Source organism: Rhodococcus ruitaii, assembly GCF_055230935.1.
Genome location: NZ_JBUYWC010000004.1, coordinates 325,304 through 347,667, shown reverse-complemented (window position 1 = coordinate 347,667; position 22,364 = coordinate 325,304). Strand labels below are relative to the sequence as shown.

Sequence of the window (22,364 nt, the reverse complement as noted above, 5' to 3'; positions counted from 1 at the left end):
CATGCCCGGACCAGTATTCGGGGACGACCCGGACACTCTGCGACGGCAATTGTTGCAGCGCATGCTCGCCGAGCGAGGAATCGCTCCGGCAGTACAGGAATCGCGGCCTGTCGCGGTCGCGCAGACCGAGGAGGCACCGCTCTCTCCGGCACAGGAACGCGTGTGGTTCCACCGGAGCCTGCATCCCGACGACGCCGTTCACAATCTCACTTGCGCCGTCCACCTCGCCGGAGTTCTGGACATCGAGGCGCTCACCACCGCTCTGGCACACGTCGTCGCCGAACAGTCGATCCTGCGCACAGTCTACGAAGACCGCGGCGGACGCCCGGTACAATGCATCCGAGAGAACCTCGCAGTGCCGATTCAGCAAGTCCACCTGAGCACAGACGGGCCCGATCGGCTCGCCTCCGCACGCGCATGGGCGAAGGACGCGGCTCGCATACCGTTCGACCTGCACAGCGAACCCCCGATTCGGGTATCCGTCGTGCATCTCGGACCCGCGGAGTCGGTGCTCATCGCAGTTGTCCACCACATCGCCGCCGACGACGGCACCTGGGCGGTGCTGTTCCCGCCCCTTTTCCGGCATTACGACAGCCGTGTGAACGGTGCGGAGCTTCCTGATCCGCATCCACACCACTACGCGGATTTCGCCGTGTGGCAGCGCAGCAGGCTGACCGACGAACGCGTGCACACCGATCTCGGATATTGGCGGTCGGTCCTCACACCACCACCCCCACCGCTGCCGTTGCCCGTCGACCGTTCTCGCGGTGAACAGACCGGAGACGACGGTGCCGACACCTCGGTTCTGGTGGATCGGTCGGCAACGGAGCGCCTCGTCCAGTTCGGACGCACACACGGTGCCACGCCGTTCATGACGGTGCTCGCGGTCTTCGTCGCCGCGCTGCATCGGATCACCGGGTCGACCGACCTCACCGTCGGGACACCCGCCGTCCTGCGCGATGACGAGACGGCCTCGATGGCCGGCAATTTCCAGAACACCCTGGCACTGCGGTTCACCATCACCGATGGTATGACCTTCGACTCGCTCGTGGACCACGTCCGCGAGGTGGCGGTGGCCGCATACGCCCACCAGGAAACTCCGTTCGATCAGGTGGTGGCCGACCTCCGGCCACCCAGATCCGTCGGCCGCACTCCGCTTTTCGACGTGATGTTCCTGGACCAGGCCGGTGTCTTCGACGCGGTCTCTCCTTCCGGGCTCGTTGCCACCGAGATACCGATCCACAACGGAACCTCGCAGTTCGACCTCACTGTCGCCTTGTCCCGGCGGTCCGAGCAGACAGAGCTCGTAGCGCTCTATCGTCGGGCATTGTTCGAGCCCGACGCTGTGCGGGGACTGCTCGATGTCGTAGCGCGGGTCGTGCAGATCGTCTCCACCGAGCCGGCCAGCCCGATCGCCACCCTGCCTCTTGCAGACGACGAACAGGTGAATTCGGTCTGGGAACGTGCTGCGAAGCATTCGACGTATCCCGAGTCGACCCTCCCTGCCGTATTCGCACGCGCCGTCGCCGAGCACCGTGACCGCATCGCGGTGACCCACGGTGACGAGGCGGTGACCTACGGCCGACTCGACGTGTGGTCCGCGGCGCTCGCGCGAATATTCGTGCACGGCGGCGTGCGCCCCGGAGATCGAGTTCTCGTTGCGCTCCCACCCGGGCCCGCGCTCGTGGCAGCACTCGTCGCGGTGACACGGACGGGAGCGGCCTATGTTCCTGTGGATCCGGCATATCCACGGGAGAGAATCGGGCAGATCGTGCACGACAGCGCGGCGTCGCTCCTCGTGTGCGGTCCCGAGGGTACCGACGAGCTACCCGATGGCGTCCCTTACATCGACGTGACCAGCATCGACGTGACCAGCATCGACGTGACCAGGGTCGATGCGAGCGGCAGAAACGAACAGGACGGTCAGGCTCTCGACGTCACCGTCGCCCCGGGCGATGCCGCCTATGTGCTGTACACCTCCGGGTCCACCGGAACACCCAAGGGCGTCGTCGTGTCGCACAGCAACGTCACCCGGCTGTTCGGCAGCACCGACGAGATCCTGCCCAGCGACGAGACCGACGTGTGGACGATGATCCATTCGAGTGCATTCGACTTCTCCGTGTGGGAGATGTGGGGCGCTCTCCTGCACGGTGGCCGTCTGGTGATCGCCGACCGCGACACCACTCGCACCCCCGAGGCGTTGCTGAAGCTCGTGTGTCGCGAACAGGTGACCATACTGAGCACGACTCCCTCTGCCTTCTTTCCGTTCGCGGCCGTCGCCACAGCAGATCAGTGTCCACTTCCGCTGCGCCGCATAGTGTTCGGCGGTGAAGCATTGTTCCCGTCGAGGCTGAGCACCTGGTTCGATCGCTACGGTGACGCGTCGCCGGAACTGGTGAACATGTACGGCATCACCGAGACCACTGTGCACGTCACGCACCGGCGGCTCACGGTGGATGACGCCACCGACGAACCGGGCAGTCCCCTCGGCGATCCGCTGCCCGACCTCGCACTCGTCGTCACCGACCCCGTCGGCCGGCCGGTACCCGACGGCGTGGTCGGAGAGTTGTGGGTCGGTGGGTCCGGCGTGGCCACCGGATATTTCGCCGATCCGGTGCGCACCGCCGAACGGTTCGTACAGGGCCACGGTGCGGCCCGCGACGTCCGGTTCTACCGCTCCGGCGATCTCGTGCTCCGCCGCACCGACGGCACACTCGAATACCGTGGCCGTGCCGACACCCAACTCGAGGTGCGAGGCCACCGCGTCGAGCCCGCCGAGGTCGAAGCCGTGCTCGTGGCACACATCGACGTGGATCTGGCCGCCGTGACCGCCGACGGAGATCGGCTCGAGGCGCACGTGGTGCGCCTGGACGGCCCAGACCCGGATGTGCCGGACCTGCGTCAGCACTGCGCGCGTTTCCTTCCGGCACAAATGGTTCCGTCGGTGTTCTACCGCCACGACGATCTGCCGTTGACCTCCAATGGGAAGCTCGACCGCGCGCGCATCGGATCGGTGCGCGGGCGACGCCTGTCCGCCGCAACTACGGTTCGGATCACCGACGCCTCTCAACGTGAGATGGCCACGATCTGGCATGAGGTGCTGGGTACCGACGCAATCGGACCGGATGACAACTTCTTCGATCTCGGCGGTCACTCACTGCTGCTCGCACAGGTCCGAACCCGGCTCTCCGAGCGACTGGGTCGTGATGTGCCGATCACCGATCTGTATGCCCACCCGACGATCCGCACGATCGCGGATCACCTCGCCCGCGGCGGCGTCGCGGACACCCCTGCCGACCACCATCCCCACACCGAACGACGAAAGGCGCTGCTGCGGACACGCGCAGGCCGGGCACGAGGAAGGACGACACCGTGACCGAAGCCATCGCCGATCCGGCACCAGAACCGGGCGAGGCATACGACCCGGATTTGGACATAGCGGTCATCGCAATGGAAGGGCGCTTCCCCGGAGCCACCGACGTCGAAGCACTCTGGGAGGCCCTGCTCGAAGGACAGGACCTCACCAGCGAGATTCCCGCGTCCGAGGGCACCGGCAACGCCGACCCCGATCAGGTTCTCAGGGAAGCGGTCGTCGAGGGAATCGACCGCTTCGATGCCGCACACTTCGGCATTCCGGCCACGCAGGCCGCACTGATCGATCCGCAGCAGCGGGTCTTCGTCGAACTGTGCCGTCATGCGCTGGATTCCGCAGGCTACGACCCCCGACGATGGACAGGCCGGATCGGGGTCTACGCAGCGTCCGGGCAGGGCGACTATCTGATGCGCCAGGTGTTGCCCACATTGCGTGACGGACCCGAATCCGTCGAGATGTTCTCTGCGGCCATCTCGAATCTGGTCAGCTCGCTGCCCACTCGTGTGGCATATCTACTGGGGTTGACCGGTCCCGCACTCGCCGTGCAGACCGCGTGCTCGTCGTCCCTGGTGGCGGTCCATACCGCGTGCCAGGACCTGCTGACCTTGCGCAGCGACCTGGCTCTCGCGGGTGGTGTCACGCTGAACCCCACTCCGGGAGTCGGGTATCGCTACGAACCCGGAGGACTGTTGTCTCCTGATGGCCGGTGCCGGCCGTTCGATGCCGACGCCGCCGGGATGGCGGGCGGCGACGGAGCCGCGGTCGTGGTGCTCAAGCGGCTGTCGGACGCGCTCCGTGATGGTGACCGGATCCGCGCGGTGATCTCGGGCAGCGCCGTCAACAACGACGGCAACCGCAAGGTGGGATTCACTGCGCCGAGCGTCGAAGGGCAGGCCGAGGTGATCGCCGACGCCCTCGCCTCGGCCGGTGTCGAAGCCTCCGACATCGGCTACGTCGAAGCACACGGCACCGGCACCCCGGTCGGTGATCCCATCGAGATCGCCTCGTTGAAGCGGGTGTTCGGTTCCTCGCCTCGGGAGCATCCGTGCCTGGTGGGCTCCGTCAAGTCCAACCTGGGCCACACCGACACCGCCGCAGGGGTGATCGGCCTGATCAAGGCCGTCCTGTGTGTCGAGCGCGCTACGATTCCCGCATCGATACATTTCCGCACACCCAACCCTGATTTGGGACTGGACGGTTCGCCGTTCCGTATTGTAGAGCGCACCACCGAATGGAACCACCCCGGAGTTCGCCGTGCGGGCGTCAGCGCCTTCGGCATCGGAGGCACCAACGCCCACGTGATCGTCACGGAGCCACCAGCCGTGGCGGCTCCGCCCGGACCCGACGAGCCGTCGGTGGTCGTGCTCTCCGCCACCAGCCCGGGGGCACTCGACAGAGCTGTGTCGGATCTCGCCGATCACGTGCGAAAGAGTGCTCCCGCCCCCGACCGGCCGCGCCTCGCCGACATCGCCTTCACGTTGCAGACCGGACGCCCCGAACATCCCCACCGGTGGGCACTCGCGGCAGCAGATCTCGACGATCTCGCAGCTCGATTGGTGGCCGGTGCCGGCGAGACCGGCTCGGCAGCATCCGGTTCCCGCCCGGTCGCGTGGCTGTTCCCCGGCGGGGGAAGCCACTATCCGGGCCTCGCGGCAGATCTACGGCGGTGGCACCCCGTGTTCGATTCCACCATTGACCGTGCTGTCCGACACTGCGCCACAGCAGGTATCGATCTCGAGGCCGTCCTCAGCGGAGTGGATCCGGCGGACCCCACTGCGGTGACGGGAGCTGGATTCTGCGCCGTCATCGCAGTCGAATGTGCGCTCGCCTCCCTCCTGATGTCGTGGGGGATCACACCCTGCGCGGTTCTCGGGCACAGCCTGGGTGAGTACTCCGCGGCAGTGACCGCGAGCGTGCTGACTCTCGAAGACGCTCTCACCGCGGTCATCGCCCGCGGCTCACTCCTGACTCGCGCGGGTGGCTCGTCGGTCGTGGTCGCCGCAGATGCCGCGTCCCTCACCGACGTGCTCACCGCATATCCCGACATCGATCTCGCCGCAGTCAACTCGTCCGAGTCCTGCCTGTTTTCCGGACCTACCGATGCGATCTCCGCACTCACCGACCACCTCGACGCGGTCGGTGTCCCTGTGCGGGCACTGCGGGTCTCCACAGCGGTCCACTCGCGGCTGCTCGATCCGGTACTCGACGAGTACCGCGACGTGCTGCGCCGACTCGAGTTCCATCCGCCGACGATCCCACTCATCGGCGCGGCGCACGCCGTCGTCCTCGACGATGCGACCGCCACGACAACCGACTACTGGGTCGAGCAGACACGCCGACCGGTACAGTTCGCCGAGTCGGTGCGCCTGGTCGCGAAGGAATTCAGCGACCCCCTGCTGCTCGAGGTGGGGCCCGGTCGTGGCCTCACAACGGCCGCACGCACGATCGGAGCCGACGCCACCCACACGATGCGGACCTCCGACGACACGCGGCACGACACCGAGATACTCGCCGGAGCACTCGGGCACCTATGGGTCCACGGCGGCGAGGTCGATCTGCTTGCCGTCCATCGAGACCGCGAGCGTCGACGAGAACCATTGCCGGTGTATCCATTCGAACGGACACGACACTGGATCACTCCCTCCACAACCCGATTCGACGGAGATCCACCACTCGGTCACCTCGTCCCGGACGGTCTCGGCGCCCGATTCGAGACCGCACGGGCGCTTGCTCGTCCCGGCCGATACCTCCTGCTCGGGCACCCGGGCACCATTCTCGCTGCGGCGCCGCCGGCACCCGCGCCGGCCGAACTCGTGGTCTCCGACGCCGGTACACCGAGCCCACCCGATCCCGACAGCCTGGGTGTGGCCCTGCTCGATCGGTTCGCTGCTTTGTCCGTCCTACGCGCATTCGGTAGCACGGGCATCGGTATCGCACCCGGGGACACTCTCTGCACGCCCGAACTCCTGCGTTCGCTCACTGTGCGGCGCCCGTACGATCGTCTCGTCGCCGAACTGGTCGAGCTGTTGATTGCGAGCGGGCTCGCGACGGGGTCGACCGACCGATGCGTGCTCGACAACGACGCGGGCAATGATCCGATGGCACTTCGCCAACGAGTTATCAACGAAAGACCCGATCTTGCCGCAGAACTCGATTCGATCACGCACTGTGCGAATCATCTCGTGGCGGTCGTCGGGGGACGCGAGTCGGGCGTCGAAGCGATGTTCGCATCCGAGGCATCCGCAGTGCATCACGCCGCGGAGGATGCCCGAGCAGACACCCTGCTCGCCCCATCCCGCGACGCGGTCGTCGAGGCGATAGTGCGGATCGCCGCAGCGGCCGAGGGTCGGCCGCTGCGCATCCTCGAACTCGGTGCGGGTCGAGGGTTCGTCACCTGGCCGATCGCCGACGCGCTCCGCGGACGCGAGGGCATCGAGTACTTCGTCACCGACATCGGACGGTCACTCGTACTCGACGCCCGTGAGGAAGCCGGCCGACGCGGCCTGGACTTCCTACGATTCGATGTTCTCGATGCAGGGCTCGACCCGGCGGCACAAGGATTCGATCCAGGCAGTGTCGACGTAGTGGTGGCGTTCAACGTGCTGCATGCCGTCGAGAACCTGCCCGCAGCTGTCGATCACGCGGTCTCCCTGCTCGCCCCGGGTGGTACGGCCATCGTGCTCGAACTTGCCCGGCTGCCGCGACACGGAATTCTCACCGCTGGATTGTTCGAGGGAATGTGGCACCACACCGACGCTCTACGCGACCGCTTGCCGATCGTGGCGCCCGAGGTGTGGGAATCCGAGTTGGTCCGTGCCGGATGCACTCTGACAACGGTCGCGAATCCCGACGGCGCGGGCGGAACTCACTCGCTGATCGTGGGACGGCGCGGTGCCGAACCTGCCGAGCAGCGGCTCGCGACACTGCGGGCAACCGGGGCCCGGGTCGAGTGCATCAGAGCACCGGGAGTGACCGTCCCTCTTACCCTTACCGAGACGCCTGCTGTCACTGAACTCACTGCTGTCACTGAACTCACTGCTGCCACAGCACCCACCGCGTTCCCGACCGCGCCCGCCGATCCGCCCGTCTCGAGTTCCTCCTTGCGACGCGAACTATCGACGCTGGACGGACGCCCAGCCCTGACAACGCCCTATCGCGAACCCAGTGGCAACGTGGAGGAACTCGTTGCGACCCGATGGGCGGAAGCTCTCGGCCTCGACCGTGTGGGTGTCGACGACGATTTCTTCGAACTCGGCGGTGAATCGCTCCTCGCGATGCGAATTCTCAATGCCCTGCGGCGCGATTTCTCCGTGGAGATGCCGGCCCGCACGATCTTCGATCGTCCCACCGTGGCCGCAGTGGCCGTCTTCGTCGAACAACTCGACCGGTCCCTTCCATCCGCTACGACCGATGCCTCGCCTCTCCGCCGTCGGGGACGCACCGCCGTGCTCGACGGCGACGGTTCACTCATCATGACCGAGGAGACCCTCCCATGAACCCCACCCCCGATGTCTCCACCCCTGATACCGGAGCCCTTGGCGCCGGTGCCCGGCGGGTGACCCTCTATCGAACCTCGCCCGCCCAGGACCGGATGTGGTTCGCCCACCGCAGCGATCCGGTCTCCCCGCTCTACAACGTCTTCCTCGCCGCCCGGATCGAAGGGCGAGTGGACGACGTCGCCCTCGAGACCGCGATCGGCGACGTGGTAGCCAGGCACGAGGTCCTGCGGACCACCTTCCGCGCGATCGACGACGAACTCCACCAACTCGTCGCTGCACACGGCAACGTACCGTTGGATCGGAAACTGGTGCGGGACACCGGCTCGGACGAATTCGACCGGGCGGTCGCGGACGCGGCGACCGCACCGTTCGACCTCACCGACGGTCCGTTGATGCGCACCGTCCTGTTCTCCGCGGCCCCCTCCGATCATGTCCTGCTCGTGACGTTTCACCACATCGTCGTCGACGGGTGGTCGTTGGAGCTGTTGTGTCGCGATATTGCCGACGCGTATGCGCAGCGATGCGCCGGACGCGCACCGCAATGGACGGTTCCCGAGATCGAGTACGGGGATGTGTGTGAATGGTGGGCCGAATCGGATCGGCAGCAACATTGTGCGCGGCTGCTCGACCGGTGGCGAGAGGTGCTGACGAACCCGCCGCTCACCGGATCGGACCTTCCACTCGATCGCGTACGAACCACTGCCGTTCACCCGGAGGCAGGCCGTCACGAGTTCTCGCTCGATGCCGAATCCTCGGATCTCGTACGTTCGGTGGCACGCCGGTGCGGTACAACCCCGGTCTCCGTCGCACTCGGAGCGTTCGCAGCCCTGCTCGGCCACTGGAGCGGCACCGACGACCTGGTGTTGGGCCTGCCGGTTGCGGGCCGGACACATGCCGATACGCAGGACATGGTCGGATTGTTCGTCAATACGCTCCCGCTGCGGCTCGGCGTACAGAGCGTCGCCCCGTTCACCGATCTCGTGCGGCACGTCGCTGCGCGCACCACCGACACGCTCGACATGCAGGACGCACCGCTCGACGACATCGTGGCCGCGGTGGCCCCCGCCCGATCGCCCGGTCGCACGCCTCTGTTCGACGTGCTGTTCACCGGCCAGAACACCAGCGATGTCGCCCTCTATCTCGCAGGAACCCGCAGTACCCCCTACGAGGTACGCACGTCCTGGACCCGCTACGACCTCGAGATGAACCTCTGGGACGAGCCGTGCCTTCGGGGGATGCTCGTCCACCGGACGTCGTTGTTCGACGACGAGACCGCAACGGCACTGGTCGCAGCGTTCTGCGAGCTGTTGCGGCACACCTGCGCGGCACCGGAGCAACCGGTCTGCGCGTCGACCGCGACCGTCGCCCTGCCGGTGGGGGCCGCGGATCGTCCGAACGCAGAACGAGACGCAGTCGAAGGCGCCCTCCGCGCGCTACCGGGGATCGCAGATTCCGTCGTCCTGCGCCAGACCGCAACCGATGGCACGGATCGCGCGGTCGCGTACGTGTCCGCAGAAGCCCCGGTGACGGAAGAGCGCATCGTCGCTGCCGCACGAAACACGGGTCATCGGATCGACGGAGTCGTTCTGATCGGTTCTATTCCGCGCCGCACCGACGGCTCCGTGGATGTCGCCGCCTTCTCTGCCGCCCCCGTCATCGACGCCGGCGCAGCCGAGCGCTGGCAGCTCGACCTGCGCCGCCACGACGCCCGCGTCAACGTCGCGGTCACAGATATCCCCGAGCCGGAAGCCGGCACCGTCGACATCCCGCCCGTCCCCTCCAGCATCATCGCCCACACGGCCCACCATCCCGTTCGGCTCACGAGGTCCGGTGTTCCCGCACAATGCGACGGTGGGCCTACCCCCGCTCTGCCACACGCATCGATGGCCGAGGCCCTACGCAGTGCCGCCCGCACAGACCACGGCATTGTCGTCATCTCCGAGTCTGGACGCCGTGAGCGGGTCGGCTACCGGGAGCTCGAGGCTTCGGCGCATCGCGTCGCCGCGTCGCTGCGCGCACGGGTGCAGTCGGCGGACACGCCGGTACTCGTTGCCTTCCGGAGCAACCGCGAGTTTCTGCCGGTGCTGTGGGGTTGTGTTCTCGCGGGAGTGGTCGCGGTGCCGTGGGTGCCGCCGGCCAGACCCGACGAGCTGAGGGAACGGCTCGCCTCGGTACGAACCACGCTCGGTGAACCTCTGATCGTCGCCGAAACGAGCCTGCACGAGAGCCTCGTGTCGGCGGGCGCAGACATCATCGGTTTCGCCGAACTCGCCGAACCCACGGCATCCGCGACGAGCGATTCCCTCGGCGGGGAGCCGACGCTGCCCGACGCTCGTCTGGACGACACTGTCCTGTTGTTGCTGACCTCGGGATCGACCGGAACATCCAAGGCGGTACGGGTGACCCACCGGATGATCCTCACCCGCTCGGCCGGCGCGGCGGCGATGTGCGGGGTGGGGCCCGACGACGTGTCGCTCAACTGGATGCCGCTCGACCACGTCGGCGGTGTGGTGATGTACCACATGCGCGATGTCGTCCTCGGTGCCGAACAACTTCAGGTGGCGACGACGTGGATCCTCGCAGACCCTCTGCGTTGGATCGATCTCCTCGGTGAGTACGACGTGTCCAACACGTGGGCACCGAACTTCGCATTCGGCCTGGTCGCCGACGCAGCACCACGCCTCGCGGGCCGGAAGGTGACGCTGGCGCAGGTCCATCACATTCTCAACGGTGGTGAGGCGGTGCGCCGCGCGACCGTGTCAGCGTTCCTCGAGGCCCTCGTCCCACTCGGGTTGCGACCCGATGCGGTTCGACCGAGCTGGGGCATGTCCGAAACATGCTCCGGTGAAACCGATTCCGACAGGTGCACTATCGAACACCTGCGTGCGGGCGGTGGACCGGTGGATGTGGGCAGACCCTACCCCGGATTCTCCGTCCGCATCGTCGACGAGACATGTGCCGTGGTGGACGAAGGCGTCATCGGTCGGCTGCAGGTGTACGGGGACGCAGTGACCCCCGGTTACTGGAACGATCCCGTACGGACGGCCGAAGCCATGACCGACGACGGCTGGTTCGACACCGGCGATCTCGCCGTCCTCGACGACGGGCGACTCACCCTGACCGGCCGGGTCAAGGACGTCGTGATCGTCAACGGCAGGAACTTCGCGTGCGAAGACATCGAGCAAGCGGTCGAACGAGGGTGCGCAGTACGCGACTCGTCGACTGCGGCGATCGCCGTCCCCGATGCAGCGACCGGCAGCGAACACGTGGTAGTGATCACCGTTCCGGCCGCCGGTATCGCCGCCGCGGACCGAGCCGCGCTCGCGTCTCGGGTGCGCGCGGCCACCCGGTCGGTCACCGGGCATGCCCCCATTGTCGGTTTCGCCGAGTGGGACTCGCTGCCGCGTACCGGCATCGGGAAGATCCAGCGGAATGTTCTCCAGGCCGCGTACCGCGCGCGAACACTGCATGCGGATCTCTTCTTCCCCCGCGGAGCCGAGCCGACGACTGTGCCCGATCTGTTCGCCGTACCACGCTGGCTTCGGAGAACACGTCGCGCGAGCACGTCACGCGTGCGTCGGGTCCTGCTCGCCACGCCGTCACTCGGAAGCGTCTCCGGGATCGCCGAGCGACTCGAGCGCCACAGCGTCGAGGTTCGGACACTCACCGACATCAACGGACTCGCCGACGCGATGATCGATCGTCCCGACCTCGTGGTGCTCGTCGACGAGACCGGTGAAACGCGGAAGTCGGCGACCGAGGCCGCCGAGATCTCCGTCGCGGTCGTCGGCGCCTACCGCAACTTGGTCCGCATCCTCGACGAACCCGACACCGAGCGCACGTTGGCGGTACTCACCTCCGGACTGCACGCCCCGGAGAATGAGGGCCCCACACACCTTCCCGGGCAGGTTCTGGGAGGCCTGTTACGCAGCGTCGCAGCGGAGTCCCTCGGGCTCCGCACCCGCTCGATCGACGCAGGACCGGGTACCACGGTCGACGACCTCGCCGCCGAACTGCTGTACGGGCACGACGACGAGGTCGCGCTCGCCGCCGAGTCGCGGTGGGTGCGTCGACTGGATTCCCTTCCGCGTACGGCGAGTTCCTGCGAGTGGCCCGATCGAGGCGACGCCGTGGTTCTGACCGGCGGGACCGGAGCACTCGGGATCACTCTCGCCGAGCATCTGCTCGGCGAGCGAGGATGCTCGGTCCTGCTGATCGGTTCGACCGACCCGTCGCTTACGCCGGAACGAGCGTCCGAGGTGGCCCGCCTGGTCGCCGAGTTCGGTGAACAGCGCGTCCGGATCGCGACCGCCGATGTCACCGACCCGAGCGCGATCCGCGATGCCGTCCACGCCTTCGAACGTCATGCGGGCAAGTACGTATCGGGTGCAGTACACCTGGCGGGCCGGTTCGTCGATGGGCCGTTCGCCGCTCTCGACGACGACGCCTTGTCCGCGGTCGCACGCGCGAAGATAGTGGGGGCAGGTGTCGTGCACGACGTGCTCGCGCAGCGGCCCGGGAGCCACCTGCTGTTGTGCTCGTCGGTCAGCGGGTATCTCGGCGCCCCGCACGCCGCCGCCTACTCGGCCGCCAACTCCTTCCTCGACGGTCTCGCCGCGTGGGCGGCGGAGCACTCGACCGTCGCGTGCCGGTCTGTCGCATGGAGCATGTGGGAATCGACCGGTGCCAGCCGGGATTTCACGCAGATCGATCGCACAGCTGCGAAAGGGACTGCGGTACTCCCACCCGATCTCGCGGCCCGCATGTGGCCGCTCGTCCTGGCCTCCCCCGAGCAACACCTGTTCGCGGGTGTCGACCGCTCCGCACCGTTCGTCCGCTCACGCTGTGTGACATCCACCGGACCGGTTCGGACGCTGTCGGTGTCGGGCACATCCGGGGCAGGCCCTGTCACCGGACCGGTCGACGCCTTCGGCAACACCATCCTCTTCGTCTGTACCGGCACGCCTCCCGACGAAGCGGACGACACCGCGAGTACGGGATCATTGCGCGGCCCCCTCGAGGCACTCGTCGCCGAGCAATGGTGCGCCGTCCTCGGCCTCGATGAGGTCGACCGCAACACCAGCTTCTTCGATCTGGGCGGTGCCTCGCTGCACCTGAGCCGGGTGCACGACAGGTTGCAGCGTCGACTCGAACGCGAACTCGCGTTGACCGATCTGTTCCGCCACCACACCATTGCAACCCTCGCGTCGCACCTCGCCCGGAACGAACGCGAGACGGCACCCGCCCGACCCGACACTCCGGCCGCACGCCGCGGCCGGGAGCGTGCGGCCGCCCGCCGTCGCCGAAGGACATCATGACCGCAACACAGTGCACCCGAACACCCCTCGATGTAGATCCGCTTACACCTCCGCCGCGCCGGTTCCCCGCGGGCACGGTGCCGCACCGAGTGTGCGCGGATGCGGTGCTCGCCGGGGCCACCCTTGCAGCTCTCCGGTCCCGCGTTCGACACCACATTCCGGACTCCGACGACACCGATGTCGCGGTATGGCTCGCAGCGGGTGCTCTCGCCGCCGCAGTCGGGCCACCGCCCTTCACCGTTGCCGTCACCGCAGCCGGGAGAACCACCTCACTGACGCTGCCGGACGCGCATCCCACCGAGAGCCGGGTGCTGCACGCCGTCGTCGGTCGCACCGACGCCGACGCGTCGGCCGGGGCCGTTCTGATCACGCTCGCAGACATCGACACGCTCCCTGGCCCTTCCGCGGTGCACTGTGTCGCGGAGGTCGCACCGATGTCTGTGCGTCTTCGTTGGTGGGTCGCCGTCCCGGCGTGCGCTCCCGACACCGCAGACCGGCTCGTTGCCGCCGTCCACCGGATCGTGGAGTCGGGAACGGACAGTGATCCTCTGGTACCACTGGCTCTCCCGGTACACGATGAAGTTCGTGTCGCGGGCCACCGGATCTCGCCGGCCCTCATCGACGAGATCGTTGCTGCTGAGTGTGGTGGCGCCGTCGAGAGCATCGTCGTACAAGTCTCGGATACCGGTGCGTCGGTCGATGTGGCGTTCGGCGACCACGAAGCAGATATCGCCGACCTCACCGAAGCGGTGCGAGCGCAGCTCACTCCGGGACACGAGCCGAGTGCCTGGCGGCTGCACATCCGAGGCTCCACCGTGCTCGGTCGCCGGAACCTTCTCTCCCGCATCTGGCGGGACGAACTGCGGGCAGCGATGGTTGCCGACCACGACACGTTCTTCGGTCTGGGCGGCGACTCACTGAGCGCGATGCGGGTCACCGGCAGGATCCGCGACGAGCTGGGTGTCGACCTCGATCTCGCGCACGCCCTGTCGCTGTTCACAGAGTCGGACTTCGCCACAGTCGCAGATGATCTCGCGACCCGGACGGCCACGCGCCCGTCCGGTAGCTCGCTGCCGGTGGTCACCCCGGAGCCTCGCGAACGATTCGAGCCGTTCCCGCTCACCGATCAGCAGCAGGCGTATGTGATCGGCCGCGCCGACCACTTCTCGTCGGGCAGTATCGCGTGCCACACCTACATGGAGTTCGACACCGTCGAGCGAGCCGGAGCCGCGGCACCGTTCGACGTCGGGCGGTTCGCTCGCGCGTGGGAGCGGCTGGTCGATCGCCACGACGCACTGCGGCTGACGATCGATCCGGATGCACTGACCCAGCGAGTCGTACCCGCTTCGTCTCGGCCACCGGTCACGGTGGAGGACCTGCGCGATCTGCCCGCGGACCGGATTCAGCACGCACTCGAGGCGATCCGCGAACGCCTGTCGCATCGGGTGGCCGATCTGACCGACCCGCCGCTGTACGACGTTGTCGTGGTCCGGCTCCCCGGCGGACATCACCGGGTGTGCATCGGTCTGGACGGGCTCGTCGCCGATCTTGCCGGAACCGGGATCCTGTACAGCGAACTCGGACACTTCTACGAGGATCCCGATCGGCACCTGCCATCACTCGATCTCACCTTCCGCGACTACGTCCTTGCCGAACGCCGAGCCGTCGGGACTCCTGAACACGAGAAGAGCCGACGCTACTGGTGGGATCGGCTCGATCGGTTCTCGGGCCCGCCGGAACTTCCGCTCGCCGTCGCCCCGGAGAATCTGACGTCACCGAGATTCGTTCCACGGCCGTCAGTGGTGGAAGCCGAGGTCTGGACCCGTGTGTGCGCGCTCGCCGCGGAGCGCGGCGTGACGTCGTCGGGTGTCGCCGCGGCGTGTTACGCGGAGGCCCTGGCGGCGTGGAGCACGACGTCGCGATTCGCGATCAACGTGCCGTGTTTCAACCGCCTTCCACTACACCCGGACATCGGCCGTGCCGTCGGCGAGTTCGCGTCCCTGATCCTGGTCGAGGTGGATGCGTCACGCCGAGAACCATTCGAGGCGTTCGCCTCCCGAGTTCAACGGCAGATCTGGAGCGACCTCGACCACCCGCACGTCACAGGGGTCGAGGTGCTCCGCGAACTCGTCCGGCGACGCGGAGGTTTCGGGCGGGCGACGATGCCGTACGTGTTCACGTCCACGACGGCATTGGCGGGAGACCCGTCCCGGCTGCTCGACGATTCACTCGAGCGCGTGTTCAGGGTGGCGCAGACACCGCAGGTGTGGATCGATCTGATCCTCGAACAACGCGACGGGGCGCTGCTGGTGAACTGGGACAGCCTCGAGGGCCTGTTCCCCGACGGGACGATGGACGCGATGGCGGCCGCGTTCGAGCGGCAACTCAGGGGACTGACCGACCCTGCCGCGTGGAGTGCGGCCGCGTTCGATGCCCGTCCCGCCCAGCAGATCGCGAGGCACGACGCCGCAGGTGGCCCGGCGATGTCGGTACCCGACCGTGCTGCCCACGAGCGATTCTTCGAGTACGCGAGACGGTGCCCGCACGATCCCGCGCTGATCACCGCGGATGGGGTCGTCTCCTATGGCGATCTCGCCGACGCGGCTCTGAGTTACGGTGCGGTTCTGCGCGGTCACGGTGTGGGTCCGGATTTTCCGGTCGCGGTGATCGCCGATCCCGGTGCGGACCGGATCGCGGCGGTGTTCGGGGTCCTCGCCGCGTCCGGCGCGTACGTGCCTCTCGACTCCCACGCCCCGGTTTCGCGTATCACCGCAATTCTCGATCACCTCGATGCCCAAGTGGTACTCGTCGACCGGCACCATGTCGGCGCGTCCTGGCTCACCGGCCGTACGGCGATCGTCCTCGGTGACGACACCTCGGCCGAGTTGGATACCGCGCGGTTCCTCCCGCTGCCGGTGAACGGGGACCTGCTGGCGTACGTGCTGTTCACCTCGGGGTCGACCGGCGTTCCGAAAGGTGTGATGGTCTCGCATCGCAGTGTCGTCAATTGTGTGGAGGCGACGATCGAGATTTTCGGCACCGGTCCCGGTCACCGCTTCCTCGCGGTAAGCGCTCTGCACCACGATATGTCGGTGTTCGACCTATTCGGTGTGCTCGGCAGTGGCGCCACCCTCGTACTGCCCGACACCGCCGACCGTCGCGATGCCCACGCGTGGGCGACGGCGGTCCGCCGACACCGCGTCACCGGGTGGGTGTCGGTACCGACCATGATGGAGATGTTGCTCGAACAGGCCGCGCCGGAGGATCTCGCATCCTTGCGCACCGTGATCCTCGGCGGCGACCGGGTGCATCCGCCCATGGCGCGGAGACTCCTCGACGTGTCGCCGAGTGTCCACGTGCGCAGCATCGGCGGACCGACCGAGACGACGGTCTGGAACATCTGGCATCGGATCTCTCGCTCGGACACCGAGGCGGCGACCATTCCGTACGGCAGGGCGATTCGCAATACCCGTTATCGCGTGCTGGACGAACGCATGAGAGACCGCCCCGATCACGCTGTTGGCGAAATGTACTGCTCCGGTGTGTCACTCGCCCGAGGCTATTGGGAAGACCCTGCCCGCACCGAACAGTCTTTCATCCGCCATCCGGATACCGGAGAACATCTCTATCGGACAGGGGATCTCGGCAGCTTCCGCTCCGACGGATTGATCGAGTTCGTGGGCCGGTCGGATTTCCAGATCAAGGTCCGCGGGCACCGCATCGAAGCCGGGGAGGTTGAAGCTGCTCTGCTCGAGCACCGATCTGTGTCGGCATGCGTGGTCACCGGCATCCCGTATGCCGACCGGCCCGGATACCGCGCATTGGCCGCATACGTCGTGGCTCAGCCCGGTTTCAGTGTCGATTCCGAGGAGATCCTCGATGCGGTGCGGGGTCGGTGCCCGTCCCACATGATCCCCTCGGTGGTGATCGAACTGGACGCGCTGCCACTCAACGCGAACGGAAAGCTCGACAGGTCTGCCCTGGCAACGCCCGAGATCGCGACGGACGAACAATCGGAGCCGGCTCGTGGCCAGCTCGAGACGGCGCTGGCGCGGCAGTGGACACGGGCGCTCTCGCTTCCGGAACCTGCCGGACGCGACGCCGACTTCTTCCGGCTCGGCGGCGACTCGCTCGTCGCCGCCCGGCTCTCGGCACGCATCCGGGCCGAACTTCCCGGCGTCGATATTTCGTTGCGGGACATGTTCACACATCCCAGAATCGCGGCACTCGCACGTCTCGCTACCGATCGCTGCGGCGACGCCGCACTCCTCGACACGGTCGCGTCGGTGTGGCTCGAGATCGACGATCTCGACGACACCGAGCTGCGCGGCCGGCTCGCCTCGGCCGGAACATCCGAGGAAGGACACAGATGACCACGGATACAACAGCATCCCGCCCGTTGACGGCCGTGCAGCGAGCACTGCTGGCCGGTCGTGACGCGTCCTTCGAGCTCGGGGGCGTCAGCACGCACACCTATGCTGAGTTCGACGGACATTTCGACGCCGATCGACTGCGTAGGGCGCTGGCACTGGTGATCACCCGACACGACGCGTTGCGGCTGGTGATCGACACCCGCCGCGGAACCCAGCACATCACCGCCGATCCGGGATCGGTTCCCCTTCGGGTCGTCGATACCCGAGATCTTCCGGCAGACGACGTCGCACAGGTGGTCGACGAAGTGCGCCGCGAGTTCTCCCACCTCGTCCGCCCGGCAGATGCAGCGCCCCCGTTCGGCATCACTCTCATCCAGTTCCGCGAGACCGAATCCTTGATGTGCCTCGACGTCGACGGACTGACACTGGATCTCCAGAGTGTGCTCCTGCTCCAGCGCGCGATCGTCCGGGCCCACGATGCTCCCGAGGACATCGATGCTACCGAGGAGATTCCCGCACCCACTCCCGGCGTCCTGGAGACGAGTCACGCGCTCGACGAGCGATGGAAGACGGACCGCGCGAAGGCGGTCGCGTTCTGGGCGGATGAACTGCCGACGCTTCCTCCACCCCCGCGCTTTCCGCTCCGCACACGACCGTCGGACGTGGGACCACCCCGGTTCCACACCCGCAGTCGGCACATCGACGCGACCATGTGGGAGGCGATGAAAACCACGGCGCGCCGCCACAGACTGACCCCGACCGCGCTCTGGGGAGCGATCCTGTCGGAGGTCTTGGCGGCCCGAACCTGTGGAAACCGATTCACCATCACGGTTCCGTGCACGAGGCGCGTTCCGCTGTACCCCGACCTGCATCGGGTGATGGGTCCGTTCTCGACGTTCGTCCCCGTCGGAATCGACTGGTCGGCAGGGTCATTCCACGACCGCGCGGGTACATTGCAACACACTCTGTGGCGCTCCGTCGCGAATCACCCCGGAGCAGGGCCGGAACTCGTTGCCGAGCTGGCGAAGATGCACGGTGCCGGTGGACGCGCGCTGCTGCCCGTGGTCTTCACCAGCACACTCGGTCTCCCGCTGCCGGCCGCCCCGGGCCTGGGAGGGCCGCGCTACACGTCATCGCAGACGGCACAGATCTATATGGACGTACGCCTGTTCGATGACGACGGTGGTGTGCGGCTCGACGTCGACACCGTCGACGACCTATTCGGTCACGACGACGCCCGGACCCTGGTGGACGAGCTGGTCGACACCGCCCGACGTACCCTCGACGGGGCGGCCCTGTGGGACCGGCCGGCATCGTCGGCCACCGCACATGCGGTCTGGCGGCCGTGCGTCCGTCCTGTCACTGCCCTCGATACCGTTCTCGTCGAGTGCATCGAATCGGTCACCGGATTCTTCCCCCTCGGTATCGACGACGTCATCACCGATCTCGGTGTCGGCCTCGAACGTGCGGGCACCGTCGCTACCGAGATCGCCACCGCGCTTCCCGGAACCGACGTGCGGCGCAGGGACGTGCTCGGTAGCGGAACGATCGAGAAACTGGGTGCACTGCTGCGTACCCGCACACCCCACATCGACACCGTCGCGGAACTGGCTCTCGAAGCGGCCCGCCTCACGACCGTGCCGCCGGCAGGGGCTCACCCCGTGAAAGGACATCATGCACGCTCCTGACTCCCTCCCCGACGACACCTCTGCACTCCCCGATTCCGACATCGCAGATACCGATACCACAGATACCGACATCGCGGTGATCGGATTCGCCGGGCGGTTCCCCGGCGGACTGACTGCCGAATCATTGTGGCCCGCACTACTCGCAGGCGAGGAACTGCACCACATCGCGACGGATGACGAATTACTCGCCGCCGGCATTCCCGCGGATCGGCTGTCCGACCCGGCACTGGTACGACGGCGCCCGTCCCTGCCGGATCCCGACCTGTTCGACGCCCAATTCTTCGGATTCTCGGCTCGCGATGCCGCCGCGTGCGATCCACAACAACGCCTCTTCCTCGAAACAGCGTGGGAGACCTTCGAGCACGCAGGCTACGATCCTCACCGTTTCGACGGTGCAGCAGGTGTTTTCGCGGGAGGGGGCCCGGACACCTATCTGCATTCGGAGGTGATCCCGGCGCTCGACCCCACGGATCCGGCACTGCATTTCGCCCGGGTCGTCGGCAACGAGCGAGACTTCATCGCTCCTCGCGTCGCCTACCGTCTCGGGCTTACCGGACCTGCACTGACGGTGCTCTCCGGATGCGCGACGTCCCTCGTCGCGGTGCATCTCGGCGTGCAGAGCCTCGTGAGTGGCGAGTGCGACCTCGCTCTCGCAGGGGGCGCCACAGTGTTCTTCCCGGAGCACGGGGGGTACTGGTACCAGCCCGGCGGGATCGTCTCTCCGGACGGGCGGTGCCGCCCGTTCTCTGCCGACGCGCAAGGCACGGTGACCGGAGATGCTGTGGCAGCGGTGCTGCTCAAACGGTATACCGACGCGCGCGAGGACGGCGATACGATCCATGCGGTGATCAAGGGCAGCGCCGTCAACAACGACGGCGCCGACAAGGTCGGGTTCACCGCACCCAGCCCCCGAGGACAGGCCGCAGTGATCGCCGAGGCGCTCGCGGTGGGAGAGGTCGACCCGAGCACCATCTCGTATGTCGAAACGCACGGGACGGCGACCAGGGTCGGGGACGCCATCGAGGTGGAGGCACTCGAGGAAGCACTCGGCGGCGCAGCACCGGCATCCTGCCTGCTCGGTGCACTCAAACCGGTGATCGGCCACACCGACACCGCTGCGGGAGTCAGCGCCCTGATCAAGGTACTGCTCGCGCTGAAGCACGAGACACTCCCACCGGTCCCCGATTTCCGTGAAGCGGATCCGGCGATCGACTTCGAGTCGTCGGTGTGCCGGGTCAACGACACCGCTACTTCCTGGCCACGCACGCCCGGACGCCCCCGGCGTGCCGGCATCAGCGCGTTCAGTATCGGTGGCACGAACGCGCACGTCGTCGTCGAGGAACCCCCCGCCACTCCCCCCAGTCGTCGAAGGGCCGCCCCGGAACAGTGTGCGCTGCCGTTGTCCGCTGCGACGCCGACCGCGTTGAACACGCTCACGAATCGGCTCGCAGACGCGTTCGACGGAACCCACATCGACCTCGCGGACGCCGCCACCACGCTGAAGCTCGGCAGGGCCGAACTCGCTTTCCGACGTCACGTGATCGTCTCAGCCGGTGCACAAGCAGCCGATTCCGTGCGGGCGTCGTTGTCGAGACCGGCAGTGCGCGCGGCAGGAGGTGAAGACGTGGTCTTCGTCTTCCCGGGGCAGGGCAGCCAGTTCCCGGGAATGGGCTCGGAACTGTATCGGGACGTCCCCGCATACGCCGCCGCGGTCGATCGCTGCGCCGAGAAGTTCGCACCGCTGATCGGCATCGACCTGCGGCAGTTCCTCACCGTCGACACAACCGACAGCGACGACGCTGACAAAACGGGCGATCTCACCCGACAACTTGCGCGCACGAACCTGACCCAGCCCGCACTGTTCACCGTCGAGTACGCCACCGTCATGGCACTGCGGGATCTGGGCATCACCCCGACGGTGCTGCTCGGGCACTCGATCGGCGAATTCGCAGCTGCCGTGACGGCGGGGATCTTCGAGCTCGACGACGCGGTCACCGCCGTCGCCGCACGCGGCAGGCTCATGGCCTCGACCACGTCGGGGGCTACAGCCGTCGTCCGGTGCCCCGAGGACGCCGTCCGATCCGCGCTCTCCGAGACCGGCGCGTGCGTCGCCGCAGTCAACGGTCCACGTCAGGTGGTGGTGAGCGGAACGCCGAGCGACATCGCGACGGTCGTCGAGCGTCTGCGGGACGACAACCGGAGCGTCACGCTGCTCCCGACAGACCGGGCCTTCCACTCGCCGCTGGTCGACGAGGTGGTGAGCCCGTTCGACGACGTGATCCGGACCCTCGGATTGCGCGCACCACGGTTCCCGATGATCCGTACGTCGACTGCCACGATGCTCGACACGGCCACCGCGATGGACGCCGGCACCTGGAGCTCCCAACTGCGGACCCCGGTGCGGTTCGCGGACTCGGTCGGGGTGGTCGACCGAGCCCATCCGGATGCCGTGTGGGTGGAAGTCGGGCCGGGAACCGCTCTCGGTTCCCTCGTCAGGTCATGCGGTGTCGATACCGATGTCGTGGCAACGATCGGCAGACCCGAGTCGACGTGGCCTGCAGGCACGGCCGGCGCAGACCTTGCTGGACGTCTGTGGTGCGCGGGCGCGCAACCGGATCACCCGAGCTTCGCGGGTTCCGGACGTCGGGTGCCGCTACCCACGTACCCGTTCGAGCGGCAGCGGCATCGAATCGGGCGGTCGAACCACATGCCGACGGCATCCACCACCGGACCGGTCACTCTCGCTCGCGCGGAGCGCCCGGAGACGGGAACGGAGTTCGTGGCACCCCGAAGCGGCCTCGAGAGCACCATCGCAGAGACCGTCGCGGAAGCACTGGGTCTCGAACGTCTCGGTGCTCACGACGACCTGTTCGCATTCGGCGGCGACTCGGTGACGGCAACGACTGCCGCGGCACGACTCTCCGAGACCTATCCGGTGACGGTCACGTTGGCGGATGTCATGGCGTCGCCGGCGACGCCGAGCGGGATCGCCGACCGCCTCACTGTGTTACTTACCGATGCCGTGGAGAACCTGAGCGAAGAAGAAGTCGCGCAGATGCTCTCCGCGCTCGCGGATCCGGCGTGAAGCGAGCGTGAACCGACCAGGGAATGAT

At 67.3% G+C, this 22,364-nt stretch carries 6 protein-coding genes; all 6 read left to right on the top strand.

The window, feature by feature from the left end; all coding sequences use genetic code 11:
• Position 1 precedes the first annotated feature (1 nt).
• The 6 genes from ACZI8W_RS07415 to ACZI8W_RS07390 are packed head-to-tail and all read left to right on the top strand — an operon-like array spanning position 2 to position 22,336.
• Positions 2-3,376 (top strand): non-ribosomal peptide synthetase, encoded by a 3,375-nt coding sequence (locus ACZI8W_RS07415; RefSeq protein WP_463367837.1) that lies wholly within the window; start codon positions 2-4, stop codon positions 3,374-3,376.
• Positions 3,373-7,869: a type I polyketide synthase gene (locus ACZI8W_RS07410; RefSeq protein WP_463367836.1), complete on the top strand. Its 4,497-nt coding sequence runs from the start codon at positions 3,373-3,375 to the stop codon at positions 7,867-7,869. Before ACZI8W_RS07415 ends, ACZI8W_RS07410 begins: the two co-directional genes overlap by 4 nt.
• Entirely contained in the window at positions 7,866-13,190 is a 5,325-nt protein-coding gene (locus ACZI8W_RS07405) for an SDR family NAD(P)-dependent oxidoreductase (protein ID WP_463367835.1), read from the top strand. Before ACZI8W_RS07410 ends, ACZI8W_RS07405 begins: the two co-directional genes overlap by 4 nt.
• Positions 13,187-17,563: a non-ribosomal peptide synthetase gene (locus ACZI8W_RS07400; RefSeq protein WP_463367834.1), complete on the top strand. Its 4,377-nt coding sequence runs from the start codon at positions 13,187-13,189 to the stop codon at positions 17,561-17,563. The genes ACZI8W_RS07405 and ACZI8W_RS07400 overlap by 4 nt, the downstream gene beginning before the upstream one ends.
• Entirely contained in the window at positions 17,560-19,251 is a 1,692-nt protein-coding gene (locus tag ACZI8W_RS07395) for a condensation domain-containing protein (protein WP_463367833.1), read from the top strand. The genes ACZI8W_RS07400 and ACZI8W_RS07395 overlap by 4 nt, the downstream gene beginning before the upstream one ends.
• Entirely contained in the window at positions 19,238-22,336 is a 3,099-nt protein-coding gene (locus ACZI8W_RS07390; protein ID WP_463367832.1) for a type I polyketide synthase, read from the top strand. The genes ACZI8W_RS07395 and ACZI8W_RS07390 overlap by 14 nt, the downstream gene beginning before the upstream one ends.
• The last annotated feature ends 28 nt before the right edge of the window (positions 22,337-22,364 follow it).